The 26,617-nt window shown below is 60.5% G+C and carries 19 protein-coding genes; 2 read left to right on the top strand and 17 right to left on the bottom strand.

From position 1 onward, the window contains the following. Positions 1–90: 90 nt before the first annotated feature. Entirely contained in the window at positions 91–2,379 is a 2,289-nt protein-coding gene (locus HCH_RS29690) for a DUF255 domain-containing protein (protein WP_011400271.1), read from the bottom strand. A 163-nt stretch (positions 2,380–2,542) separates the two neighbouring features. Between HCH_RS29690 and HCH_RS29685 the strand changes: the two genes are divergently transcribed. Continuing rightward, on the top strand, positions 2,543–2,974 hold the full coding sequence (locus HCH_RS29685) for a DUF3429 domain-containing protein (protein ID WP_011400270.1): 432 nt from the start codon (positions 2,543–2,545) through the stop codon (positions 2,972–2,974). Between the two features lie 397 nt (positions 2,975–3,371). On the opposite strand, the gene HCH_RS29680 is transcribed toward HCH_RS29685, so the two are convergent. Continuing rightward, the gene (locus HCH_RS29680) at positions 3,372–3,923 is read right to left on the bottom strand and encodes a nucleotidyltransferase family protein (RefSeq protein ID WP_011400268.1); all 552 of its coding nucleotides are present in this window, start codon (positions 3,921–3,923) and stop codon (positions 3,372–3,374) included. Positions 3,924–4,079: 156 nt separating this feature from the next. Further along, complete coding sequence (locus HCH_RS32815; protein WP_011400267.1) at positions 4,080–4,778, bottom strand: alpha/beta fold hydrolase; 699 nt, start codon at positions 4,776–4,778, stop codon at positions 4,080–4,082. A 476-nt stretch (positions 4,779–5,254) separates the two neighbouring features. Here HCH_RS32815 and HCH_RS34060 point away from each other — a divergent pair, with 476 nt between their 5' ends. Continuing rightward, a complete protein-coding gene (locus HCH_RS34060; protein ID WP_011400266.1) occupies positions 5,255–5,674 on the top strand; it encodes a hypothetical protein in 420 nt (139 codons plus the stop codon). Positions 5,675–5,793: 119 nt separating this feature from the next. On the opposite strand, the gene HCH_RS29665 is transcribed toward HCH_RS34060, so the two are convergent. The 14 genes from HCH_RS29665 to HCH_RS29600 form a co-directional block, all read right to left on the bottom strand. Continuing rightward, the gene (locus tag HCH_RS29665; protein ID WP_148212692.1) at positions 5,794–7,542 is read right to left on the bottom strand and encodes a glycoside hydrolase family 16 protein; all 1,749 of its coding nucleotides are present in this window, start codon (positions 7,540–7,542) and stop codon (positions 5,794–5,796) included. A gap of 224 nt (positions 7,543–7,766) precedes the next feature. Then, positions 7,767–8,570, bottom strand: coding sequence for a 2,3-dihydro-2,3-dihydroxybenzoate dehydrogenase (locus HCH_RS29660; protein WP_011400264.1), 804 nt, complete (start codon positions 8,568–8,570; stop codon positions 7,767–7,769). After that, a complete protein-coding gene (locus HCH_RS29655; RefSeq protein ID WP_011400263.1) occupies positions 8,563–9,423 on the bottom strand; it encodes an ABC transporter ATP-binding protein in 861 nt (286 codons plus the stop codon). Before HCH_RS29655 ends, HCH_RS29660 begins: the two co-directional genes overlap by 8 nt. Before the next feature lie 3 nt (positions 9,424–9,426). Further along, on the bottom strand, positions 9,427–10,533 hold the full coding sequence (locus tag HCH_RS29650) for a FecCD family ABC transporter permease (protein WP_011400262.1): 1,107 nt from the start codon (positions 10,531–10,533) through the stop codon (positions 9,427–9,429). 17 nt (positions 10,534–10,550) lie between these two features. Further along, complete coding sequence (locus tag HCH_RS29645) at positions 10,551–11,576, bottom strand: FecCD family ABC transporter permease (protein ID WP_011400261.1); 1,026 nt, start codon at positions 11,574–11,576, stop codon at positions 10,551–10,553. Between the two features lie 20 nt (positions 11,577–11,596). Continuing rightward, a complete protein-coding gene (locus HCH_RS29640; RefSeq protein ID WP_011400260.1) occupies positions 11,597–12,610 on the bottom strand; it encodes an ABC transporter substrate-binding protein in 1,014 nt (337 codons plus the stop codon). Positions 12,611–13,010: 400 nt separating this feature from the next. Continuing rightward, the gene (locus tag HCH_RS29635; RefSeq protein ID WP_011400259.1) at positions 13,011–14,216 is read right to left on the bottom strand and encodes an MFS transporter; all 1,206 of its coding nucleotides are present in this window, start codon (positions 14,214–14,216) and stop codon (positions 13,011–13,013) included. 40 nt (positions 14,217–14,256) lie between these two features. Further along, entirely contained in the window at positions 14,257–15,828 is a 1,572-nt protein-coding gene (locus HCH_RS29630; RefSeq protein ID WP_202945281.1) for an amidohydrolase family protein, read from the bottom strand. A gap of 8 nt (positions 15,829–15,836) precedes the next feature. Then, entirely contained in the window at positions 15,837–17,120 is a 1,284-nt protein-coding gene (locus tag HCH_RS29625) for an aminotransferase class III-fold pyridoxal phosphate-dependent enzyme (RefSeq protein WP_011400257.1), read from the bottom strand. A 2-nt stretch (positions 17,121–17,122) separates the two neighbouring features. Further along, positions 17,123–21,463 carry a non-ribosomal peptide synthetase gene (locus HCH_RS29620; protein WP_011400256.1) on the bottom strand — a complete coding sequence of 1,447 codons (4,341 nt, stop codon included), beginning with the start codon at positions 21,461–21,463 and terminating at the stop codon, positions 17,123–17,125. 5 nt (positions 21,464–21,468) lie between these two features. Then, positions 21,469–22,371, bottom strand: a complete 903-nt coding sequence (locus HCH_RS29615) for an isochorismatase (protein ID WP_011400255.1) — start codon at positions 22,369–22,371, stop codon at positions 21,469–21,471. 35 nt (positions 22,372–22,406) lie between these two features. Next, entirely contained in the window at positions 22,407–24,077 is a 1,671-nt protein-coding gene (locus tag HCH_RS29610; RefSeq protein WP_011400254.1) for a (2,3-dihydroxybenzoyl)adenylate synthase, read from the bottom strand. After that, the gene (gene dhbC, locus HCH_RS29605; RefSeq protein WP_011400253.1) at positions 24,077–25,291 is read right to left on the bottom strand and encodes an isochorismate synthase DhbC; all 1,215 of its coding nucleotides are present in this window, start codon (positions 25,289–25,291) and stop codon (positions 24,077–24,079) included. Before dhbC ends, HCH_RS29610 begins: the two co-directional genes overlap by 1 nt. A gap of 361 nt (positions 25,292–25,652) precedes the next feature. Then, complete coding sequence (locus HCH_RS29600) at positions 25,653–26,603, bottom strand: hypothetical protein (protein WP_041599019.1); 951 nt, start codon at positions 26,601–26,603, stop codon at positions 25,653–25,655. Between the last annotated feature and the right edge of the window lie 14 nt (positions 26,604–26,617).

The raw sequence follows: 26,617 nt of genomic DNA, 5'->3' as shown, positions 1-26,617 counted from the left end.
CGACATCGTCAGTATCGCTTTGGCTAAGACTAGATCCAGTCGTCAGCAGGCGCAATCGGCCAAGATGCCTGCGTCTTTTCACCGGGCGCTTCACCAAAGGCTGAAGTTAAGCGTGTGCGGACAGTGGCAAACCTGCTCATTGCACGTTTGGAAATGTAAAGCCAGTCGTACTGGCGAGCGCGTGGCGCGACGCAGAGTCAACTCAATGCAGCAGTGATCGTCATAGACTTCCAGGGCGTTACTTGCATTAGCGTCTGTCCAAACGCTTCCAGGAGGGTAGCGTATGTCCAGCAGGTCGTGATCGGTGTGAGACAGCAACTCCACTTGCGTGCGGCGACCGTCAGGGGCCGGGCAATTGTGGCTTTGAATGCGCCATCCCTCGCTCATGTGTATGTCCAGCTGTACTTCCAGCAAATAGTCTTCCTTGTACTCCTTCACCGTCGCTGTGGCCCACATTTGGCCGGACGCGGCGTATTGCAGGTTAACCGGGTTCGGGGACAGCCACTCGTTCAGGCCTTTCAGAAACACCGGGGCCGATAATGGATGACGATTGATCTGCCCGGTGAAAGCGGCGATCTGGTTTTCCGCCATACGTTGCACGTTGAGGTCGCCAGTGCGCAGACGCAGCGCGGCCAGCACCGACGCCAGCTGCGAATTGCCGCTGATCGTTGCGTTGTCGCTGCAATGTTTACTGCGCACCAGCAAAGGTCCTTGCGCGCTCTGTGGGGTGATGAAAAAGCCGCCCTGTTCGGCGTCCAGAAACTGTTCTTCCAGCGTGGTCGTCAAGGCTTCCAGACGCTCCAGCCAAAGGTGGTCATGGGTGTAGTCATACAATTGCAGCAGTCCTTCCATGTAATGCACGTAATCTTCCAGCAGGGCGTCGTCGCTGGGCAGGTTATCCAGGCTGATGCGATGGAACAGGCCGTCCTCGCCACGCTGGCTGCGCCATAACTGGTTTGCGGCGATGACAGCGGCGTCTCCGTACGCGCTAATGCCCGTGATGGCGGCGGTTTCCGCCAGTGCGGCGATCATCATGCCGTTCCACTCCGTTATGACTTTGTCGTCGCGCAAAGGTGGAACGCGTTGGCTTCGGGTCTGTAACAGGATGGCTTTCAGGTCCGCCAGCTGTTGCAGTAACTCTTCGTAGGTCAAACCCAGCGTCGCAGCGCTTTTCTGCAGAGGGCGGGGGAGATACAGAATATTGGCGCCTTCAAAATTGCCTTTACGAGTGACGCCGTAGACCTGCTCGGCCAGAGCCAGGCCGGGTGTATCGAGAAGTTGGCTCAGTTCCTGGTAAGCCCATACGAAATACTTGCCTTCCTCGCCTTCGCTGTCCGCATCCGTCGCGGAATAGAACACGCCTTCCGGAGAACGCATCTCCCTGAGAACGTAATCCAGGGTTTCCCGACATATCCGCAAATATTCCGGATCTTGGCTTAGTTTGTAGGCGCGGATGAAACAACGCGCCAATTGCGCTTGGTTGTAGAGCATTTTTTCAAAATGAGGGACCAGCCAGCGTTGATCCACCGCATAGCGATGAAAGCCGCCGCCGGCCTGATCGTATACGCCGCCGGCGAGTAGTGCGTCCAGTGCGGTTTTTACCACGGTCCAGGCGGGTTGCCGGTCCAGAGGCCGGGAGTCGCGCTCAATGATGTCGAGCAGAAACAGTAGATTGGGTTCCTGGGGAAACTTGGGTTCGCTACCGAAGCCGCCCCATTCGCGATCGCTATAACCAATCAGCTTTTCCATCGCCGTTTCGATCAGGTTTTCCGCCAGGGTTTCTGAGATCGGCTTTGGCCGCAGATAAACGCTGACGGCTTCCGACAGTCGGCGCCCCTGCTCCAATAAATTCTCCTGCTGTTCTTCCCACAGCTCATGCACTTTTCGCAGGAGATTAATGAAACGAGGACGAGGAAAATAAGTTGCGCCGAAGAACGGATTTCCCTCTGGAGTGAGGAAGCTCGACATAGGCCAGCCGCCGTGTCCGGTGATGATTTGCACGGCGGTCATATAAATCTCGTCCAGGTCCGGGCGTTGCTCGCGGTCCACTTTGATGGGAATGAAATAACCATTGAGCGTCTGCGCGACTTCTTCGTTGTCGAAACTCTCTTCCTCCATGACATGACACCAGTGACAGGTGCTGTAGCCGATGGAGAGAAATATCGGTTTATTCTCCGCTTTAGCCAGGGCGAAAGTATCGTCATTCCAGGCGCGCCAGTTCACGGGATTGTGAGCGTGCTGCAGCAGGTAAGGCGAGCTTTCCAGGATCAGATGATTGGTAAAGACGGGGCTTCCGTCTTGACGCCGGTAACGGGTGCGCACGGGGTAACTGCCTTGTTTGCCGGCCCGGGCGAGTTGCAACGGATCACTGGCGGACATAGGTCTTTCCTTTTTGGCGATGAGTGCTTACGGCCCTGCACTACTGAACATAATGCATATCCTTCGTTTCATGCAAAATAATCCATGATCTTTCCCCGATTTTTGAGCGTAAAAGCTGGTGCGGAGGGCGACGTTTCGCCCATCTGCTGGCAACGGGGGGTGCATGATCGCCGGGGAAAGTGAAAAATATGTGCGCATGAGCGCCATTCTGGGGGCCGCGCCACTGCTGGTTCTGGGCGTGGCGTGCATTCTCGGCGGCGAGAACGTCTCGCTGTTGCGGCCTATGTTCGACTACTACAGCATGGCGTTGTTGGCGTTCATGGCTGGCGGCGTCTGGTTGATCGGATTGCGGGGAGAAGGACCGGCTACGCCATCACGACTGTTGTGGGCCAGTATTGTCTGTCTGATTCTGGCCTGGATGGCGCCGGGTCTGCCGCCCGGCCTGCGTTCACTGACGCTGGCGGCGGCGTTTCTGTTCTTTTACGGACTGGATCGATTCGTTCTGGAAGACTACTGGCGCGCGGATTATCAGCAAATGCGCTGTCACCTGACCTTGTGCGCTGCGGTCATGCAGACGTTGGTCCTGCTCGTCTGATCAGTGATTCAGGATATCGATGATTTCCCGCGTGGACTTGATAACTTTGATGATCTTATCCTCCACGTACACGGTTTCGACGCCCTCGTCATCGGGATAAACCACACCGTGGTCATAAACGGACTGATCCAGGATCTCGCCCTTATGCAGCTTTTTTGCCAGCCCGGAGGCAGTTGGCCGCCTTGGTCCTCTTTTTTCTGTAATCCCGGCGGCAGATCACGCTTTTTGTCATCCTTGGCGTAAGCGTTGAAAGAAAGAGCGAAAATGGAAATCAGCAAAAGCATTTTGCGCATGGAGCTTACCTCATGACGGCGCCGTGAAATATGGTTGTGTCCGGGCGACGCTTCAGTATAGCGGGCCCTGGCGGATTTCGGCCAGGGCGCTGCGCAGGGTGGGGTTATTGCAAAGCGGAAATTTGCAGCATTGGCCAAATGCGGTGCCAGCGTTTACCGTACACGCGGGAGACGAATATATCCTCCGCATAACGTACGTCGGGATTCGGCCTTACTTGCATGGACCAGTTTTCCAACAGGCCGAATTTTGCAGTGAACTTGAACTTGTCCAGATGCTCCAGTCTTACGCCTACGCAGGTTGGCACCTCGACCCAGTGAGAGATGGCGTCGGCGGTGTCGCGATAAGGATCATGCTGGTTATGCAGGTGCATTCTGGCCTGATTTTTCACTTCCCATTTCACGCCGGGGACCATTTTTCTCAGTTTGGCTTCGATTTCCTTATCGCGTTCTTCGGAGGTGTCTTCGGAGTCGAAATATACTAGATCAACATCATTCAGCGGGGTGGCCTGGGCAAGCTTGTGCAGGTGATCCCAGATGGCGTTGCGCAGAAATCCTGCGGCGAGATACCAGTCTTTCAGGCCCAGCGATCTGGCGGCGGCCAGACAACGCATACGCAGTAAATCTTTTTTCAGCAGTACAATAGTGTCTTGTTCCATATGACAAACTCCATTCCTGTTTATTGTTTGATATCGGGGCGTTCGTAAAACGCGTTCTGCGAATTGTCTCTCCAGATGGCCCCGACGTCCGTGAAAGTTTCGCACAGCAGCGTGAGAAATTATCCATTGGGAACCATTGCAATCTGCGCAACCGCTTTAAAGCGCCCGCCGAGCGTCCGCCAGCACCCGATTGATTTCCTCCACCACAAAGTCCGGGTGGGATAGCGGAAGATAACGGCGGGCGTTGGCGATCACCCTGAATCGCGCTTGCGGCATGTGCCGCAGCCACTCGCGGTGGCTTTCAATCCATTGTCTGCGGTCGCGATGAGTCGGTTCCGGCGTTTGCGCCGAAGTCTCTGGCGGATTGTCGCCCACAAGGATACTGGTTGGGGCGTTATTGAGAAAGGGGATGGATTTCCGCCATTCAGTTGCGTTCTGTACGTCGCGGCTCTCTGTTTTATCCGCCGCTCCCGAGTCGTCGTAGCCGTCCACGAACACCTGGCCGACGACTTCATTAGGATATTTATGCGCGAAGTAGCGGATATGGGCGGCGCCGGCGCAATGACCGACCAGAATGTAGGGAGGCCTGATATCGGCGACCTGAAGCAGTTTGCGTAAGTCGGCCACCATGTTTTCAGCGCTTCTGGAGGAAGGGTTGGCGTCGGCGTCTTGCGGGTCGGCGCGGTCGTAGGATAGCGTGCGGGTGAAGAGACTGATCAGGGGCTGCACTCTCTCCCAGTCATCAATGCCTCCGCCCAGGTCAGATTCGAAAATGACGGTGGCGTTGCCTGAACCCTCCGCCAGATAACGCAGGCTGACTTCACCTATATCCGCATAATCATAGGATCGTTCCATCTAAGTTCCCTTTATCCTATTGAGTAGTCTTTTTTCATTTTTTTGACATGGCGCACTATCCTGACTCCGCGCCATCCAGGCCGTTGAGGTGGCTGCGCCGGTGATCTCCAGCGTACGCCTAGGCATAACGGCCATAGCGATCAGACTTGTCCTGTCCGGTCGTGAAAAGCAAATATAATCAACGGGATGCACTAAAACAAGAGCGCCCGTCCACGGGGTGTCTTTTCGTATCGAAGGACGCTCATCGGCGATTTTCAGCGGGTGGATTATCCAAGTGTTAAGCCTTTTCACTCCCGCGCTAGGCGCATTGCTCTACACCCTTTAACCGAGTGTTTTCCCTAAAGACAATCGCTATGGTAGCTCCGTGGATCAACGCCACGTAGAAACTATCTCATAGCCAGTCGCGTTCCTGGTGGCGCAGGCGGTGAGATAGTTTTTTCATCTCTCTTTTTCATCCCGCGTAGGGGGCGAACACAGTGAAGTGCTCTAGAATTCTAAAAAGACGTGCGCTTGTAAAGAAAACATCCGCTCATATTCCGGCGTTTTTAGCGTCGGTATTCGCCGCCGGTCTGTCTCTCACCGCCTATTCCATTGCACCCTCGGATTCAGCGCGTAGTTCCGCTTTTATATCCAGCTCAGGTTCCGGCGTAGTGGGAACGGCCTGGAGCCAGTCCGATCCGTTCAGCGGCTCCGGCGATTTTGCTAATTATCCTCAGTTGTCCGACTGGCGCGGCGCATTATCCGCGCTGGCCGATAAATCCTGTATTTCCAGTCTGTGGTATGGGCCCGTACGCGCCAGCGATGCGGACTGTGCGACGGAATTGAACTGGCTGGGTCGTAACGCCGGCTCCGACAGCAGTAACTCCACGCACGTATTTGACTGGGAAAGCTTGTAAGTCAGGGTATTCACCGCCAACCCTTTAATCCTGTTCAAACGAACTAAAGAAATAATAACTACAACCTCAACCAAGACGCCCCGCGGAGCGGATAGCTCCCCGGGGCGTCGCTTTTTGCGTCAGAAAGGCGTGAAGCGGTAGTAATCCACTTTCATTTCCGCATTGGCCGCCGGGTAGTCCGCCGGACCGTAGTTGAACCAGTGCCAGGGCGAATGCCACAGGTTCAGCATGAAGATGGCCGGGCGTTGTGGAACCATCGCCGCGTCGCGCATATCCCATAATGTCACTTCTTTGCCGTCCAGCCTGATATACCAGCGGATGCGGTCGGCATGCCAGTCGAAGCCGACCGTGTAATAGGTATCGGCGCGGGGAAAGTCCGTCAGTCTGACATTGGGCAGTGCGCCTGCGGGAACGGTTTCGTAAGTGCCTTCCATGCCGGCTGGGGTTTCGCGATAAGCGCCGGTGGCCATGTCGATGGCGCGACTTTTCTTGCGGAACTGGTTTTCACCGTCGCCGCCGTAATCGGTCCAGGTAGTCAGCCACAATACATTGGGCTCGCCGCACAACAGTTCGATATCGATTTCCGTATTGTCAGCCAGTCCGTTGCCGTTCTTGTCGGTACCGTCGTTGTCGTAGATAAAGATGCCGTTGACGGCCTCTTCGCCGGGACCGCAGGCGGCGAAATTCACCCGGGTTTCATAGCGGCCGTAATGGGTTTTCTGGTTATAGCCTACTTCGGATGCATAGTAAGGCGATGCATTGTCGCCGCTGTTCAGGTTCGGATCGCCAGGGAACAGCAAGGACAAGACGGCGTTATCGCCCGCGGCGGCGTCGGCGGCGCCGAAGTCCACCGCGCCATTGGGTTGCCGCCGTGAGTACCACTGGCCTTGATTGGCGGTGAATTCATCGTTGATTTGCGGCTCGCCCGGATCGGGGTCGCCATTGTCGTCGCCGTCGTCGTTATCGTCGCGGGCCACCAGGCTGATGTCCGCAATACCGTATTCCACCCCGCTTTGCAGGTGATCCGCCACCAGCGCATGGACTTTGCTGAGGTCGGAGAGCTGGAAATCCTGCAGGGGAATCAGCACTTCGTGAGCCCCAGGCTCCACCGTCACCTTGACGGCCTGTGAGGCTCCCTGACGGGTGGCGCAACTGTCGTCGCGGGTATGCAGGCTGAGTGAGAGATCAGCGCGCTGAGAGGCGCTCAGCGAGAGCTTCAGGTGGGTGTAGGGCGAAGCGTCAAAGCAAGTATCGGTGGCCAGTACGCTGTACCAATAGCCGCCGCCTCCGGATATCAATCTGAGCGCGCCGTTGCTGACCTGGTCGCTTTGCAGACTGCCGTCGTCGTCGGTCCAGCCGCCAAGCAAATTTTGATGCAGGCCTTCATAGCGTGACGCGTCGGCGAAGGCGTCGATCACTAAGTCTTCCACTGGCGCTTCAGGCTCAGCCAGCGCCAAAGGCGCTGAGTCTTTCTGACCGGGATAGAGGCTGTCGCCGTTGAAGTAATCCCCCGCGTGAATGCTGCCCGCTCTGGCGCGAATGAAATAAACGCCCGGCTCCTCGGTCTGGAAGTCGCCGTTGCAGCGGAACTGAGCGCGTGCAGCCAGCTCCGGCGTGCGGCATTGAAACCTGTGGACCGGGCTTTCCTGACCCTGTTTCATGACATCCATATACAGCGTGAAGATCCCAGGATCGCGCAAGTTGCGCAGCTCCGCATAAGGATGCAGGTTTACGCCGGTTTGCGCCGGCTCCGTATTGAATCCTGTGGCGGCGACGCCGGCGTTGTAGGCTGCGGCGAATGTGGTCGGCGAGAATAATGTGGTTGCGCCCAGGGCCAGCGCCCCGATAGTCAGTGTGCGTGTCTTCAAGGCCATCCTCCTGAATTGCTTTGCGGCGGAGCCAGTGTCCGTTATTGAGCGACCGACCCGGCGTCCTTCCGATAATTTTTGAAAGCGCTTTCATTGTAGCCGCGTCTGTCCGGGAGTGGGATTGGCGGATTGAGTTAGGCCATGTGGAATAAGGCGGAGACCAGAGTAAAGGGAAGAACTGAAGCAAGGCGCTGCTGCACGCCTTGCTCGCAGAGAGCGCTATTTTATACGCCGAGCGTAGCGCCGCCGTCGATGCACAGGTTGTGCAGGGTGATGTGGCGGGCCTTGTCCGAGGCGAGAAACGTCACCGCCTTGGCGATGTCTTCCGGAGTGGCGATGCGTTTGAGCGGGATGCCGGTGCGATAGGAATCGAGAGAGCCGTTCAACACCGCCTCCATCGCCTGATCATCTGTCCAGAACTGACGTTGCATGGCGGTGTCGGTGGAGCCGGGTGAGACTATGTTGCAGCGCACGCCGTACTCCGCCAGCTCCAGCCCGAGGCATTTGGTGAAATGGGTCGACGCCGCCTTGGACGCCGCATAAGCCGCCATTTTGGTGCGCGGGACGGCGGCGGCGTTGGAGCCCACGGTGACGATGGCGCCGCGACGACGCCCTTTCATCAGACGCCCGACGGCGCGGCTCAGAAAGAATACGCCGTGAGTATTGACGGCGAAGGTGTCCAGCCAGTCGTCGGCGGTCAGTTCCGTGGCGGCGGCCAGGCGCAGAATGCCGGCCACATTGACCAGTACATCCACTTCGCCCAGGCCGGACTCAATATCGCCGACCACCGCCTCTATGGCGGCGGCGTCGCTGATGTCGACGACGAAGGGGCGCACCTGCAAACCGCGGGCGGTCAGGGAAGAGGTGGTTTCACGCAACCCTTTTTCCTGTATGTCGAGCGCGGCGACTTTAGCGCCTTGTTCCGCCAGCGCAGCGACCACAGCTGCGCCGATGCCTTGCGCAGCGCCGGTGACAATGGCGACTTTGCCGGCGAACTCTCCGGCGGAATTGGGAGTGGAATCAGACATAAGATTGCTCCTTGCTGTTGGAGGGGGACAGGGAAGAAAAAGCGCCGCCTACCGCAGGCGTGACCACCGGATTGCCGTCGGGATCGCTGAGAATATGCGCATCGACATTGTAGAGATCACGCACCATTCGCCGGGTCAGAATCTCCCGGGGTGGACCACTCGCCACCAGACGGCCGTCGCGCATGGCGGTCAGGGTGTCGGCGTAGCGCGCGGCGGCGATCAGATCGTGCAGCACCATCATGATAGTGATGCCCTTGGCGGCCAGATCGCGGACCAGATTCAACACTTCCACCTGATGCCCCAGATCGAGCATGCTGATGGGTTCGTCCAGCAGTAACAGGTTGGTTTCCTGCGCCAGCGCCATGGCCAGCCAGCAGCGTTGGCGTTGCCCGCCGGAGAGGTGATCCAGCGGCGCGTCCATCAGATCCGCGGTGTCGGTGGCGAGCAGAGCGCGACGGACGGCGTCTTCATCGGCGCTGGTCCACTGACGGAACAATCCCTGATGCGGGTGACGGCCGTGACGCACCAGATCCGCCACGCGGATGCCCTCGGGCGCGGTGGGCGTTTGCGGCAGCAAGGCCAGACGCGTGGCGGCCTGTTTCCTGCTCAAGCTCCAGATGTCCTCGCCCTCCAGCAGGATACGGCCGGAATCCGGCCTGTGCAGACGCGCCACTGCCCGTAGCAGTGTGGACTTACCACAGCCGTTGGGGCCAACGATGATCATCAGTTCTCCCGGTCTGGCCTGCAGGCTGACTTCTTTCACTGTCGGCGCGGAGTCGGCTTTCGCGCCGCCGCCGCGCCCGTTCGCGTAGCTGAGGGAGACGTTCTGAATTGCAAGTCTTGGCTCGGACATCAATCAATTACCTTGCCTGGATTGAGGTTGAAACAGAATAACCGCCAGCAGAAACGGCCCGCCCATCAGCGTAGCGATGACGCCCATGGGCGTTTCCACCTCGCCATACATGCGGCCGATGGTGTCCGCCACGATCACGAACAGGGCGCCGAGCAGGGTGGAGCGCAACACCGGAGTCTGATCCGGGCGCGCCAGAAAGCTGGCGGTAACCGGCGCCATTAACGCAATGAAGTTGATAGGACCGGAAACCGTCACCGACAGTGCGGTCAGCACCGCCACAGTCAGCACCACGGCGATCTTCAGTCGCTCGGGACTCAGACCCAGAGACGCGGCGGTGTCTTCGCCGAACTGCAATAACGTCAGGCTCTTGGCCAGCACCACGGATACGGGCAACAACAGGCAGAGGCCAATCAACGCGGGAGTGGCGATGGCGTAGTCTCTGCCCAGCAGCGTGCCGATGCTCCAGGTGTACATGGCGCTGGCTTCATGCAGGGGCAGGTAGGTCACCAGTACTTCCGTCATGGCGCGCAGCAGGTAAGTCAGCCCCAGACCGATCACCAGAATGCGGTAGCCGTTGGAGCCGAAGCGTCCGCTGAACGCCAGTACGCCCAACAAGGTGGCGGAGGCGCCGATAATCGCCGCCCACCACGTGTCCAGTACGCTTCCCGCTCCCGCCAGCATAGCGATCACCACCGCCAGGGTGGCGCCCTGGTGTACGCCAAGAATATCCGGCGTGGCCAGACGGTTGCGGGCGAGTCCCTGCAACAGACAACCGGCGGCGCCCAGGCACGCGCCCACCACCAGCCCGGCGGCGATGCGGGGCAGGCGAATCTGCATGGTCAACAGCTGGTGGGCGGGACTGCCTTCTCCCAACATGGCCTGCCAAACCTGCGTCAGGGACAAACGAGTGGAGCCCAGCATCAATGAGGCGCAGACCGCCAGCAGAATCACCAGCAGGATTAGCAGGGCGCTGACCAGATCATGCAGGTTGAAGGTCATGGAAACCGGGCCGATGCGAACCACCCGGCTACCCGCCGGGAGGAGTGATGCGGCGTCAGGAAGCCCGATGGTGGGGGCGGCCTGTTCGACAGTGGGCGACATACGGCTCATCGCGGGTAGCTCCAGGCCTAGTTGAACATGCGGTTGGAATGAACGATGCGAATGATGATCGGCACGCCAATAAACGCGACTACAGCGCTGACCGGCGCTTCGAAAGGACGGTTGACCACCCGCGCCAGAATGTCCGTGGATAAAAGCAGAAACGCGCCGGCGGCCGCGGAGTACAACAGTTGATTGCGCAAATGATGTCCGGCCAGGGCGCGGGCGATGTAGGCGGCGATCAGGCCCAGCAGCACGATTGGGCCGGCCAGCGCCACGGCGGCGGCGCTCAACAGGGTGACGCTGAGGGACAGCAAGGCGCGAATCAGGTTGGGGTTGTGGCCCAGGGCTTTGGCGGAATCATCCCCCAACGTCAGCGCGGAAAGCGGCCGCGTCAGCGCCGCCGCCAGGGCCAGCGCAGCCAGCACCGCCGGGGCGATCTGGCTGACTGCCTCCATGGTGATGCCGGACAAAGAGCCCAGAATCCAGTAACGATATTGATCAAAGGCGGCGATGTGATCGTGCAGGAGCAGGGAAGTGAGGCCCTGGAACGCTGCGTTGATCGCCACGCCCGCCAACACCAGTCGCAATGGCGTCATGCTGGCCGCGCCCACTTGGGCCGCCAGCATGACGGCGCCATTGCCGACCAGGGCGCCGGAAATGGCCCAGATCAGCATGGAATAGGAACTGCTGGCGTGAAAAAAACTGATGCCGATGACCACGCCCAGCGCGGCGCCGGCGTTGATGCCCAGCAAGCCGGGCTCCGCCAGCGGATTACGGGTGACGTTTTGCAGCAGACTGCCGGCGACGCCCAGCGCCACGCCAATGACCAGACCGGCGAGGGTTCGCGGCAGGCGCAACTCCGTCATCACCATACTCACGTAGGCGTCGGCGTTGTCCGCCGGAGACAGCAGAAAGGCGAGGCTGTGGGCGGCGTCCAGTTGCCCGGACCCCACCAGCATGGAGACCAGTACGACGCTGAACAGCGCCAGCGTCAATGCGGCGACGGGCGCCCAGTGACGACGGCTGACAGCCGGGCGATGCGCCTGCGACATCAATACTCCTTAACCTCGGATTACCCTTGCTTGCCGAGCATGGCTTTTTCGATGTCCTCCAGCGCCGCCATGGCGGCCAAGGGGCCCCCGACGCTGGTCCACAAAGAGCCGTCGATCAACACCAAGTGTCCGTTGTTGACCCCTGACAACTGTTTGAAGGCGGCGTTGTCGCGAATCTCGGCGAAGGTGTCCGCAGCATCGCCTACGGGACTAAGAGTGCCGACGAAGATCCAGTCGCCGTCGATTTCGTGCAGGGCTTCCAGGCTCAATGGCGCGGAGTGAATGCCGCTTTCCTGTTGCGCGGGAGGGCGGGACAGGCCGACATCCTCGATGACCTGGCTGATGAATACGTCGCGCAGCATATAAGTAGGCCCTTTGGGGCTCCAGCGCACCACGCTGACCGACACATTCTCTGGATTCTCCAGACTTTCGCGTAATTTCGCGGCTTTTTCGTTGTATTTCACTAAGAAGCTTTCCGCTTCGCTTTCTTTGCCCAATGCTGTGGCGATGCGTTTAAACATGTCCCGCCAGTTTTCGGAAGTCGCGGAGGTAATCACTGTGGGGGCGATTTGCTGTAACTGGGAAATCAGCTTTTCGTCCTGGATAGTGCCGGTCAGAATCAGATCGGGCTGCGCAGCGATCACCTTGTCGATGCTGGGCTGCGCCAGTCGTCCGATGGATTCTATGCCGGCGCTGAGGTCTTTCAGATAACTCGGCGGTGTTTGCTGGCCGCGTCCGTCGGTGACGCCGACTGGCTTCATACCCAGCGCCAGCATGGCGTCCATATCGAACTCGCCCAGCGCCAGTACGCGCTTGGGCTCCACCGGCACGCTGACGCGGCGGCCTGCGGCGTCGGTAATATCTTTGGTGGCGACGGCGAGAGGCTGGTCCGCTGGCGCAGCGGATTCCGTTTGCGCGCTTTCCGTCGTGGCGTCCGGCTTCTGCATGGCCAGCGCGGTGAAGCCCAGGGCCAGCGCGGCGCTGATAGCCAGTAGTGCGAATTTCTTGGTCGGGGAGGAGTTTTTGTCTGCCATAGTCACCTGCTTCCAGCATGCTGTCGCAATCAGGGTGGATTCCTTCGGCAAGAATAAGGACGGTTAGCGCAATCGGTGGCGCGGCCTGGGAAACGAAAGGGGATTAATCATCTCTGGCGAATATTTAACCGGACTCTTGCCGTTATCGGAGCACACTCTACGATAGAATGAAATGCTTGTAAAATGATAATCATTATCGTTTGTGTTCAAATAATCAACACCTTTCTTATTTGGGTATGAACAGATGAATCAAACAGAGGGTGCGCTGGCGGAGGGAAGAAGGCGACATTCCACCTCCTTAGCGGAGATGACTCTCCGCTCCGGTGGAACTCTTAACAGGTAGGAATGTTTGATTCAGATTGAGAGAGGCCAGCGCGACGCCGGCGCTCTCCACGAGCGATCAGGATTTAGCTGTGGTTGGCGCCGGCGCCGCTTTCATACTCGCCGCCAGCAACAGCGCCGCCAGCGCCAGCGAGATGCCCCCGGCGACGGCGAAAGTGGCGGAAATACCGTAATGGTCGATCAACGGCTGGGTTAACAACGGGCACAGGAACTGACCGATAAAGAAACAGGTGGTGACGCCGCCGATAATGCGTCCGCGCAACATGGGCGGGGTATAGGAGAACAGCCAGACGATCAGGTTGGGACGGATCATCCCGAAACCGACCCCCGCCACCGCCATGCCCGCCAGGGCGACGCCATAGCTGGGAGCGAAGCCCAGCAGGCCCCAGCCGATGGCGATCAACAACCAGCCGGCGCCATGCAGAACCGGAAACGGGAACAGGCTGCCGAACTTGCGGTAATACATGGACACTGTCGCAGTGAGCAACAACATGCCGGCGATGGCGAAGCCAATTTCAGAGCCGTCCGTGACGCCGAACTGCGCCACATAGAACGGATAATGCAGCGGGGCCATATACAGAGCCAACACCTCAAACGCCGCCAGAATGTAGCACAGGGCCAGAGGGCCGCCGGGAGGCGCTGGCGCCGCGCCGCCCAGGTCGCCGGCGGAATGCTGTTTGCGCTCTGGTTCGTCCAGAAACACCATGGCGCCGGGCAATACGATGAACGCAAACAGATAAATCAGGAACGGCGCAGTCCAGTCGATATCCGCCAACAAACCCGCCATGCCCAGGAACAGCACGCCGCCGAAGCCGCCGAAAGCCGCTTGCAGTCCCATATAGCGGGCCAGGTTAGGTCCGGCGAAATAGTCGCCGGCCAGGGTGGTGCAGGCGACCATGACGCCCGCCACCGCCACGCCCAGGGCGATGCGTCCCAGCAGGATGGCGATCAGCGAATCATGCAGGAAATAGCCGGATACGCCGGACACGCCGTACAGGCAGAGCGCCAGAATCAGCACCTGCTTTTTCTTCCAGTGATCCAGCAGCCAACCCACCATGGGAGCGCAGCAGGCGATCAGCAGGCCGGGGGCGGACAGGATCATCTTGACCCAGAATTCCGCATTTTCCTCTTGCGCGAAGGCGGCCTCCATACCCGGCAGCGCCGGGGCCAGGGTGGCGCCGGCCATCACCGTCATGGTGCTGGCCAGGAGTAGAAAAAGGCTTCTGCCGTTCATGGCTGGCGTAGTCGCCGTGGGCGTCGTCATAGCGGTTTCCTTGTCTGTCATGTTGCGTTAAACGTCCTGTTTACTTGCGTTGAATGCGTGCGCGCGCCGACGCCACCGCCAGACGATAATCCGTCAACAGTTCGGCTTCGTCGAACAGGGCGCTGCGACCGTCCCGCACCACAATGCGCCCGGCCACCATGACGGCTTCCACGTCCCGGCTGCCGCCCGCCACCAGGAAGGTGCGCAGAGGATGGTTGCCCAGGCGGTAGCGCCAGTCGTCAATGCCGATGACCACCAGGTCCGCCTGCTTGCCGACTTCGATGGAGCCGATGCGGTCGCGCCAGCCCAGGGCGCGGGCGCCGTTCAGGGTCGCCATGCGCAGCGCCAGTGTCGGCGGGCAGGCGGTATTGCAGTTCTGCGCTTCGTTGTGGCCCAGATGCGCGGCGCGCATGGCTTCCGGCATGCCGCCGATATAGGAGATATCGCCGTCTGTGCTGCAGGACACATGGCCGCCGTCTTTAATGAAACGTCCGATCTGGCCGGTCTCGCTGACGGTGGCTTCGCCCAGCATGCCGTAGTGCGCCGGGGAGTGGCAGATATTGACGCCGGTTTCCAGCAGACGACGGTACTCCTCTTCACTGGCGTAGGCGGTGTGCACCGCCAACAGGCGATCGGTGAGCATGCCCAGGGCGTCGAAGCGGCCCACTGGCGTGCGGCCGAATACCGCCTGCACGGCGGCGGTTTCATTGCGCAGCGGCGCCAAATGCGTGGCGTAGGGCGCCTGATAGCGGTCGGCGATATCGCGCAGGGCGATCAACTGTTCGTCGGAACTGCCGAAAGCGCCCATGACGGAAGGCATGCCTCCAATCAGGCCGGAACTGTGATCGTTCCAGGTTTCCATCAGCGCCGCCCAGTCGTCCGCCTGCGCCTGGGTGTCGGCGATGCGGCGAAATTCTTTGGCGCCGTTGGGAATCATAATGTCCGATCCCCAGCGACTGACGCGGATGCGCATGCCCAGATCGAGCGCCGCCTGCGCCATGGCGTCGGCGGTGTTGGCGGACCCCACGTCGCCCAGCGCCGTGGTTCCAGAGCGCAGCTGCGTCCACATGCTCCAGCGCGCGATGGCGACGCCTTCCGCATGGGTCAGCTTTTGTCCCACAGTGGATATGAAGGCGAACATGGAGCCTAATGCTTCAATATCGCCGCCATTAGAGTAGGGGGTTGGCTCCAGGCCCGCATCGTCCGGGCGCTCGAAGTTAGGGGCGACAAAACTTTCGTGCCAGTGCGGATTGATCAGCCCCGGCAGCACCAGCTTGCCGGCGGCGTCGATGACGTGGTCGCACTCCGGCGCCGGCTGCTGGGCGGAGCCGATGGCGGCGATGCGGTCGCCCACCACCAGCACCCAACTGTTTTCGATCACCGTATTGGCGTCATCGCCGGCATACAGAAAGCCGCCTTTGATCAGGGTGCGCGCGCCCTCGCCGGGTTGCGGGCCGCCGTCACGGGCGCGCGGCTCAGCCGCCAATCCGTTGAAGGTTTCGCCATGCGCCGCCCCCTCCGATCCCGCCGCTTGCGCGGCGAGCGGAGTCGGACGGGAAGACTGGGACAGCATCAGCTTATGCAGCCAGGACGCCGCCACGGCGTGTTTCATGCAACAGATCATTGAGCCGCAGCCCCATCTTCCGCCTTAACGAACAGGCCTGCGCCCAGCATGGCTTGCAGAGAGGCTTCCACCGCGTTGATGGTGAAGTCGATCTGCTCTTCCGTATGTACGCCGCAGATAAAATTGACTTCACGACGCAGCAGGACACCGCGCTTCGCCATTTCCGCCAGGAAAGGCTCGGCGAGTTTTACGTGCTCGACCGGGTTTTTGGAGAACAGGAACATGGGGATAGGATCATAGCCCACCACCTGCAATGGCGTTCCCTGCGCAGCGGAGACCTTGTTGACGCCTTCCTTCAGACGTACGCCCAAAGTAGCGATGCGGCCGACGAAATCCGAGCGGCGATACTCATTCAACACGGCGTCGCATACTTCCAGGGACAGCATTTCACCGCCGAAAGTAGTGGATACCTGCAGCTCTTCCATGCGCTTCATGTGCTTGGCGGAGCCGACCACCGCGGACAGCGGCATGCCGGCGGCGATGCCTTTCGACAGGGTGACCAGATCGGCGGAAACGTCGAAGTATTCCTGCGCGCCGCCCAGAGCGAGACGGAAACCGGTGACCACTTCGTCCATCACCAACAGCACGCCCTTATCGTTACAGGCCTTGCGCACCTGGCGCAGGAACTCGCCGGTCAGCACGCGGTTGTAAGGAACCGACAGCAACACCGCCGCCAGCTTGTCGCCGCGCTCGGCGATCAGATCCAGCACCGGCTGCTCGTCCATGGGCGTGAACAGCGGCATACGGTGGGTGTACTGACGGATCACCTCCGGCACCCCGGGTGTGTCGAACATGTACTGATCGTGCCAGCCGTTGTAGCCGACGGTGATGATTTCTTCTTTACCGGTGATGTGGCGGGCCAGACGCACGGCGGCGGAGTTGGCGTCGGCGCCGGTCTTGAAGAAACGCGCCATTTCCGCGCCGGGAATGATGTCGGTCAGGGTTTGCGCCGCTTTGACCTCCACCGGGGTCGGCAGGGAGTGAATCAGCCCGTTGGACAGGTTTTCACTGATGGCGCTGACCACCGTGGGATGATTGTGCCCCAGCGTGTTAGCGGCCAGTCCGCAGATAAAATCGATGTATTCATTGCCGTCGACGTCAGTGACGATAGCGCCCTGGCCGCTCTGGATATAGATCGGGAATTGGCCAGGAGCGAACTGCTCAGGCTTTTTCATCATGGACTGGGTGAATCCCGCCACCAGTTTCTCGCTCTCTTTGGCGAGCTCGAAGGATTTGGTCAGGTTCAGTGATTCCCCGTTGGAAGTGACTGGCAATGTCATAGTTATCCTCGTGATGAGATAAAAGAGTGTTTATTCACAGCGGTCCGGTTGGCGGTGCGCAACAGGCCCGACTCAATGGCGTACTGCAGATAGCGGTGGAACAAGGGCTGATCGATGACGGGCATCGTCAGTCCCAGCTCCTCCATACGTTGTCGAAATTTGGCGTTGTCGACGCCGCCGGGCTCGAAACTCGGCGCGCCGGCGTCATGACTGCGTTGTTCAAAAAAGCCCAGGATCGCCTGATCCTCCTCCGCGCCTCTTTCTTTGACGCGCTGGCTCCATTGCGGCAGCGGCAGGGTGTCGAAATCGAACCCGTAGTCCCGCAACCAATCGAAAATGCGCCCCAGACTGATGTCTTGCGGTGGAGTGACGTTGTACACGCCGCCGCCGGGGCGGGACATGGCGTCGGCGACAATGAATTGCGCCACCGCGTCCACGGGGGTCCAGGGCTCGCTGATCGGCAGGTCCGGCAGGGCGTCGCTGCGCATTCCCGCCTGGATGATGCTCCACACCAGGTCTTTGGCGTTGATGTAGCCAAAATCGGAGGCGCCGGTGACCCGGGCGAGGCGATACAGATTGACGGGATAGCCTTTGTCGCGGGCGATTTCCGCCATGCGTTCGGACGCCCACTTACTTTGCTGGTAGCCGTCGCCCAACCCATCATGAACGGGAGTGAAGTCCTCCCGCAGGGCGGGGGCGACTGACGCCGGCGGCGCCACAGCGATGGTGGACACCAGATGCAGGGGAGCGCCCCGCACCGCCGCCAGCTTCAACAATTCGCCAGTACTCAGCGTATTGGCGGCGCGCAGGGACTGGTAATCGCGCATGACGCTGGTGACGGCGGCGTTGTGAATGACCGCGTCTATGTGTTGGGCGAGGTGCTCAAAGTCTTCCGTGGACAAGCCCAGGCGCGGTTTTTCCATATCCGCCAGCAGAACCCGCACTCGCTTGAAGCCGGTGCAGGGCAGTCCCTGCTCGGACATGGCCTGCTCCAGGCGATAGAACGCCTCTGCGTCAGTAGCGCCGCGCACGGCGCAGAGAATGTCGGCGTCGGTCTGGTTGAGCAATTGATGCAGCAACTGCGCGCCGACGAATCCCGTGGCGCCGGTCAGCAGTATCTGTTTGGGCGCGGCGTTCAAGTCGAATGCATTCACAGGGGCGGGAGGCAGCGACTGTGCGAAAGCCTCGCAGTCCGCCAGCATCTGTTCACGCAGATTGCGCGACTGCGGCTGTGCGTCATCCGCCGCGAACAACGCCTGGGCCAGCGCGGCGACAGTCGGGCTCTGAAAAATCAGGGTGACCGGGACTTCCCGTCCAAGGCGGGCGCTCAGGCGGTTGGCCACCTGAATGGACTGCAGGGATTGTCCGCCCAACAGGAAGAAATCGTCTTCCGGTTTGATTGCGCTTTGCCCCAGAACTTCGCGCCAGACGTCGATAATGATCTGCTGTTCCGTCGTCGCCTCGGTCTGAGGCGCGTCGCTTGCGGCGGCGACATCCAGGGCGCAGAGCTGCTTGCGATCGACTTTTCCCGCTGCGTTCTTGGGCAAGTGCTCATGCATCGCCAACGCGGAGGGAATCATGGCGGTCGGCAAGCGGTTCTGCAGCGCCTCGCGCAGTTCGGCGATGCTGTAGGCGCGGCCGCTCAAGTGCGCCACCAGACATTTCACGCCTTCGCCCTGAACGCTCAGTGTGACGGCGGCTTCCTGTACGCCGGGCAGGGCGCTGAGCGCGGATTCGATCTCCAGTGGATCGATGCGGTGTCCGCTGATTTTGATCTGATCGTCAAGGCGGCCCAGAAACTCCACATTCCCTTGTGCGTTGATGCGTGCGCGATCGCCGCTGCGATAGGCGCGCTCGGGTTCTCTGGACCAGGGAAAGCGGATAGAGATAAAGCTTTCCGCCGTTTTTTCCGGCAGATTGAGATAACCGTCGGCAAGTCCGCCGCCTAACAGCAGCAGTTCGCCTTCTTCGCCTCGCGGCAGCAAATCCCCCTGGGGATTCACAATGGCGATCGAACGCCCGCCCAGAGGCTGGCCGATGCTGATGGCGCCTGCGTCCACGCTGAGGTCCGCGCTGGTGGCGACCACGGTGGCTTCACTGGGACCATAGGTGTTGTACAGAGCGATGCGGTCGCCGAAACAGTCGCGCCATTGCGCTACTCGTTCAGGTAACACCGCTTCGCCGCCGATAATGACGGCGCGTAGACTGGGCGGGAGCGCCAGCGACGCGGTCACGCAGCCGAACGCCAACTCATGCCAGTACGCCGTGGGCAGATCCAGCAGTGTCACGCCCCATTGGCGGCATTGCTCCAGAAAGCGCGGAGCGGATTCCAACATGGCGTCATTGCGCAAAATAAGGCGCGCTCCCTGCGCCAAAGTGACGAAAATCTCTTCGATGCAGGCGTCAAAATGCAGCGGCGCAAACTGCAGCACGCGATCTGAAGCGGTGACGGCGTAAGCGTCGATGGCCCCCGCGACGAACTCCGCCAGGGCCTGATGTCCAATCACCACGCCTTTCGGCGTTCCGGTGGAGCCGGAGGTGTAGATCAGATAGGCGGCTCCCTGCTGCGCCCCGTCTTGCGGCCATAGTGCGGCGGCGTCAGCGGTCTGGGTTAACCCGGATAACGCCAGCGTGGGCGCCTGTAAGTTCTCGCCCAGGTCCATACCGGTTTCCTCCACCACCACTAATGCGGGGCGGGCGTCTTCGATAATCAGACTATTGCGCGTTGCAGGCGCGGCCGGGTCCAGAAAAACGAACGCGGCTTTGGCGGCCCAGGTCGCCAGCGCCGCCACAATAGCGCCTTCGCTGCGCGGTAGCGCCAGCGCGACTTTGTCGCCGGGTTTGACGCCCGCTTGGCGCAGTTGACTGGCGAGGCAAGTGACGCGTTGGCCCAGTTCAGCATAAGTCAGACAGCGTCCATTGGCCTGCAGGGCGACGGCGTCCGGCGTGGCCAGAATACGCTCGCGAATAGTTTGCAGCGTCGGTTGCGGCGAAATGGAGGGAGTCGGGCCTTGCAGCCAGGACAAGGCGTCGCGATCCGCTTGCAGCGGCTGTTCCAGATGGGCGGCGGCCTGTTCTAAAAGGTCCAGCAACTGTTGCTGGATCTGTTGCAGCGCCGACGTGTCGTAGCGATTGGGGTTGGCGTCCAGATCGAAACGCAGGCCGCCGTCTTTGTTCAGAATGAAGGCGAAGGACAAGTCCTCCACCGGACCGGCGCAGAGATTATGAGTGCGAGAGTCGCAGCCTTGGAACTCTACATGGCGGTCAAACGGCATGATGTTCACCACCGGACCGAACAGGCGTTGGTCGCCGCCCACGCGGTTGAGATCGCGACGTAACTGTTCATAGCGATAGCGCTGATGCATGCGGGTCAGACGGGTCTGCTGCGCGGCAAGCTGCACCAGGTCTTTAAAGCTGGCGGCTTCGCTGACTTTTATACGCAGAGGAATGATATTCATCACCATGGCGGGCACGCGCAGAGAGGCGGAGCCCATGCGTCCCATGACCGGCGCGCCCAGCGTGATCTCCCGCGCGCCGGTGCGGCGATGGATCAGGTAGGCGGTGGCGGCGGTGAGCGCATCCGACCAGGTTGCGCCGATTGTGCTGGCGGCGGCCTGCAACTGTTTGATCAGCGTCGCCGGCAGACTGCGCTCCACCCGCGTCGCCATGTCAGCGATGGGCGCGTTGGAGCGGCTGAGGCTGACGGGCGGCGTTTGGCCATCCAGATAGCCCGCCCAGAAATCCCGATCCTTGGTGAACGCTGGCGATTGGCGATAGCGCAGGTCTTCCTCCAGCACTTTGTTGTAATCGCCAAAGGCGCGTCCCACCGTGGCGGGGTCTGTTTCCGGGTTGGCCGCCAGGGCGTTGTAGATTTCCGCCACCCGCTGCGACAACAGGGCGAAAGCGAAGCCGTCGCAAGCGATGTGGTGAATGCGCTGATGCCAGCAATAGTGATCTTCGCCAAGCTTGATCAGCGCCTGGGTGAACAGGGGCCCCTGGGACAAGTCCACCGTGGCCGCGAGATCGCTCAACATCCACAGGCGCGCCTGCTCCAGCGGCGCTTCGAAGTGGCTGTAATCCTTGTGGATCAGCGTGAACGCCGGCGCATGCAGACGTTGCGCCGCTTCCCTGGCGCCGGAGTGGAACGTGGCGTGCAGAGCCGGCGCTTCGATCAACGCCTGCCGCAATGCGCGCTCGAACAGCTCGACTTGCAGCGGTCCGCGTAATTCCACAAATTCAGCCGCGTTATACATGGGGCTGGCGGGGTTGATCTGTTGTCCCAGCCATATCCCGGCCTGCGCGGCGGATAATCCTTTAGGCGACGTCTCTGCCGGAGTGGTCATCAATCTCAGGCCTCCGTCGTCAGGCGCGGCTCGATGGTGCGCCACCATTCATTGATGGTCAGGGACTCCGCCAGATCGACGAAAGTGATGTCGGCGCCGCGGGCGCGCCAGTTTTCCAGCAGGGACATGACGCGAATGGAGTCGAGCCCCATGTACATCAGGTTCTCTTCCGGGTCCACGTCTTCCGGGCTCATCATCAGAATGGCGGCGACGTCGCGACGCAGGGCTTCCAGACTCAAAGGCTCTGCGGCTGGCGCGGACTGAGTCGTTGCGCCCTGAAGCGCGTTCAGCACGACTTCCAGCGCATCCACATGGCCGCAGCGCTGCGCCACGTAGTTCAACGCCATTTTCTGTTCCTGCTCGGAAAAATCGGCGACGGCGTCCGCCACCACGAAAGGCTTGATGTCGAGCATGAAGGCTTCCAGTGAGGTGGCCAGCACGCCGATGTGAGCGTAAACGCCGCAGATGATGAGCTGGTCTTTGCCGTTTTCGCGCATGTAATCCAGCAGGGGCGTGCGTTTGAACGCGCTGTAGCGCCATTTCACGTATTCGATGTCGTCGTCTTCCGGCGCCAGCTCCGCCACGATATCGGTCAGGTTGGGATCGGCCGCCAGACCGGTTCCCCAGAAATCCGTCAGCAGCGCGCGGTCTTCCGGCGTCTGATCGCCTGGCTGGGCGGTGTAAACCACGGGCACGCCGGCTTTTTTGCAGGCTGCCTTCAGCGCCTGGATATTGGCGAGCAGCGGGCCCATGGGCTCTCCGTCCAGGTCGTAGAAGTTCACGAAGTAACGCTGCATGTCGTGCACCAGCAGCACCGCCCGCGACGGATCGATGGTCCAGTCCGTTTTATTGGTCGGTAGGGCGGATGCGTTCGCCAGGGAATAGTCAGCGATTTTTGGAATAGCCATTAAGGGGTCCTTATCAACCTAATTCTGGTTCTGTTTTAAGCCACGGTGGGCGGCGCAATTTTTTCCGCGATCATCTGGCGCAGGGCTTTCTTGTCCACCTTGCCCAGGCGGGTCTTGGGGAAGGCGTCGATAAACTCGATGCGGTCCGGAATCTTGAACACGGCGAGATCGCGCTCGCGCAGAAATTTGAGCAGATCCTGCGGGCGCGGGCGTTGCTCAGGCGCGGCGGCATGATTCTGCGGAATGACGTAGGCGCAGGTGCGCTCGCCCAGGTAGGGGTCAGGCATCGCCACTACCGCAGCGTCATGCACCAGCGGGTGCGCCAGCAGATGATTCTCCAGCTCGTCCGCCGCCACTTTCTCGCCGCCGCGATTGATCTGGTCTTTGGCGCGACCTTCCACCACCAGATAACCGGCGTCGGTCAGGCGCACCACATCGCCGGTGCGATAGAAACCATCGGCGGTGAAGGACTTGGCGTTATGCTCCGCCGCTTTGAAATAACCGCGAATGGTGTAGGGGCCGCGGGTCAGCAACAGCCCGGTTGCGCCGGGCGCCACTGGCTGGTCGTCTTCGTCCACGATGCGCACTTCATCCGCTGGAGATATTGGGCGACCCTGAGTGGTGACGACGGTGTCGATGTCGTCATCCAGACGGGTGTAGTTCACCAGGCCTTCCGCCATGCCGAACACCTGCTGCAGCTTGCAACCCAGCACCGGCGTGACGCGGCGGGCGGCTTCTTCAGTAAACTTGGCGCCGCCCACCTGCAATACCTGCAGGCTGGACAGATCCGGCGGCGCGCCGGATTTCTTCAGATTGTCGCAGGCGGTCATCCAGGCCAGCGCCAGCGGCGGCACCATGGCGGTCATGGTGACGCGGTGGCGGGCGATCAACGGAAACGCGATATCCGGCGCGCCGGATTCGGACAGCACCACGGTTCCTCCCGCATAGAGGACGCCGAGCACACCGGGCGAGCTGAGTGGAAAGTTGTGCGCTGCAGGCAGTACGGCGAGATACACTGTTTGCGGCGACAGACCGCAAATCTCGGCGCTGGCGCGCACGCTGTAAAGGTAGTCGTCGTGGGTGCGCGGAATCAGCTTGGACATGCCGGTGGTGCCGCCGGACAACTGCAACAGCGCGATGGCGGACGGATCTATCTCCGGCGCCGCGCCAGGCGCTTGATATAAGCCGTCGAGAGGGACGAAATCGCCTGCATCGCCGGCGATGATGACCTGTCGCACGAGTCCTTCGTCTTTCAACTTTTTACCAATGTCGCGATAGTCGAATCCGCCGGATTTAGCTGGTGCGATATAGGCGACGGCGTCGGCGAATTCGCAAAAGTAACTGATCTCGGCGTAGCGGTGGGTGGGCAGGGCCATGATCGGCGCCGCGCCCAGGCGAAACAGCGCAAAAATCACTTCGATGAATTCGCCGATGTTAGGCAGTTGCACCACGACCTTGGAACCCGGAGTAATTCCGAGGGTATTTAATCCTGATGCCAACTGATCCGCCCTGGCGTTAAGATCGCCATAAGTCCAGGAACGCTCGCCGGCGATCACCGCGGTGCGGTCGCCGAACGCCTGAGCGCCGCGGCTCAGGATGCTTCCCAGAACGTCACCGGTCCAGTAGCCGGCGGCGCGATACAGCTCCGCCTCAGCCTCCGGCCAGGGCGTGAGTTCGATTTGCGGCTGCTCCATGCTCGCGGACATCAGGCGATCTCCACGCGGACAGGCGTAGCCGCATGGCTGTCGAGGCCAATGGCGTTCAACATGGTTTTTAACTTGGTGGAGGTCTCGTCCAGCTCCTTCTGCGGATCGGAGCCTTCCACCACGCCGGCGCCGGCGTACAGGCGAAGCAGACGGTCCTCTACTTCCGCGCAACGGATGGTGACGGCCCACTCACCGTCGCCGGAGGCGTCGCTCCAGCCCACCATGCCTGTGAAAAAGCCCCGGTTAAAGGGCTCCAGTTCACCAATCAATTCCCGCGCGCGCTCCGTGGGATAACCGCACACGGCGGGCGTGGGGTGCAGCGCCTGCGCCAGAGCGTAAGAGGTAATGGCCGGATCGATCAACTCGCCGGTGATTTCCGTGGACAGGTGCCACAGCGTCGGCGTTTGCGTCAGTGAAGGCGTGCTGGGCACATCCAGATTGCGACAGAACGGCGCCAGCGCTTTGGCGACGGCGTCGATCACGACGGCATGTTCGTGCAGGTCTTTTTCCGATTGCAGCAACGCGCCGGCGCGGCGGGCGTCTTCCTTGCGGTCCGGGCTGCGCGCCACAGAACCCGCCAGCGGATTGGCGAACACGCGCATACCGCTGCGGGACACCAGCAACTCAGGGCTGGCCCCTACCAGAAAGCGTCGGGGATGCGCCGCATCCGCCAGATTGGCGGCGAAGTTATACCCCTTTGGGTTGGCGCGGCGCAGATTGGTGAGTAACTGCACGATGTCGATAGGACGGTCGGCGCGCAGCTCCAGGGAGCGCGCCAGCACCACCTTGCTGATGTCGCCGCGGCGGATATGTTCCAGCGCACTGTTCACGCTTTGCTTGTAGCCCGCGCCGGATGGTACTTCCTTCGCCTCATAAGAACCGAAATCGGTGATGACGCCGGTGCGTCCGGAAACCACGTCACGACGCCGCCAGGACCGGGTAGGAACCGTCAGCATTGGCGCTTCCCCAGGCAGGAAAGGAGCGGCGCCGACCACCATGGGATCTTCGATTCCTTGTTCCCTGGCCTCGCGCAGGGCGGCGGGGATGGCTTCATTCAGATCTCCAGCGCCCAGGCGGGCGAAAACGCCGGCGGTCATCAGGGTTTGCCGGGGTGAGGAGAAGAAAAAAGGAGTTTCCGTCAGATGTTTTTTCAGCAATTGGAGAAACGCTTGATCATCCGCCTGTGGTTCCAGATGCAACGTCAAGTCATTCATGCCTGCTCCTTAGGTGACTGGTTATCAGACAGGCTGCTCCTCAGAACCGGTGAGCCGCCCCGCGTTAAGAAATGTAAAATATAATCTAAATGAAAATAATTCTCATTTGAAGAGAAATTTTCTTGTCCCATGAAGTGGAAAATGACAAGTTCGGGTTTGGTTTATGTACCGCCGGAAGGGAGCGGCGCGCGTCGCATAGGGTGCGGACGGATTGTCCGTGCTTCGCGCAAATTCGCGTAAAGAAAATCAATGTTATTTGATATTGATTCTTGTTTGCAATAGTTCGTTAGTCGCGATCAATCATCACCGACGACTAGGATTACTGGACAGAGTGTGGCTGAAAAAGCGTTACTGGATTGGTCTATGTTGCGGCGATGGCGTTTAAAAAACGCTCGCGATGTGGGGTTGGCGGCAGGTTGGCGCGGCGGCGCATTTCAGCCAGCCAGCCCGGATCGTCTTTCTGACGAGGGAGGTGGGTGTGCTTACGGACCGAGCCGAGAAACAGGTAGCCGTCGAACAGTTCCCGCACAGGTCGCTCGACGAGAGAGGGAGCCCGGTTGCTGAGCGCGCCAAACGGCAGAGCGCCAAGCTCGCTGAACTCGGTGCGCACCAGCGCTGGCGCAGACCAACCTTCAAGTTCCCTTACCGCATCGACCTCCGGCCGATGACCAAAGTGGGGCCAGAGGTAGAAACACTGTGTGGGATCGACGCCGCGCAGACGACTGGCCAGGGGCGGCCCGTTCAATGCCTGCAGGCTGCCCCCAGGACAATTGCGCAGCAGATGAAACGCCCCGAAGACCAGCAGCGCGCGTCGGTTGGGGACGATGATCTCCCGCTCAATCAAATCCTGGTAATGAGCTTCCCGGCTGTGATTGGCCTCTCGCCATTGGCGCCCGGCGTCGACGGCGCGCCAGTCGAAGGGCGGGTCCGCCGCCAGGACCCGGAGGCGGGATTGCGACAGCCGTTGATTGATGCGTCGCAGCGCCTGAAAAAATCTTCGGTAAACATCGGCGAACCAGGCGCAAAAATACAGAGTATCGTGGCAAACAGCGTCGATCTTGTCCTCAAGTCCCGGCGCGCCGAGCAGATAATCATCCAGCAGCGACTGGCGCCGACCGGCGGCGAATTCCACCACGATGGTATCCAGCAAGGGCGCGATGTCGGGACGATTCAGACTGTCGGTAAGCCACTGCAGCACGGCCTCCACGCCATGGGCGTCGCCGATCCCGACAACCTGGTATTGCGTCAGCAATGACGCCAGGGCCTCGGTGGCGGGCTCGTGGACAGGGAGAGAAGAGTCGCGGTGGTTCACGAATCGTTTATATG

This window comes from Hahella chejuensis KCTC 2396 (assembly GCF_000012985.1).
GTDB classification, from domain to species: Bacteria; Pseudomonadota; Gammaproteobacteria; order Pseudomonadales; family Oleiphilaceae; genus Hahella; species Hahella chejuensis.
This window is presented reverse-complemented; position numbering and strand designations above follow the sequence as displayed.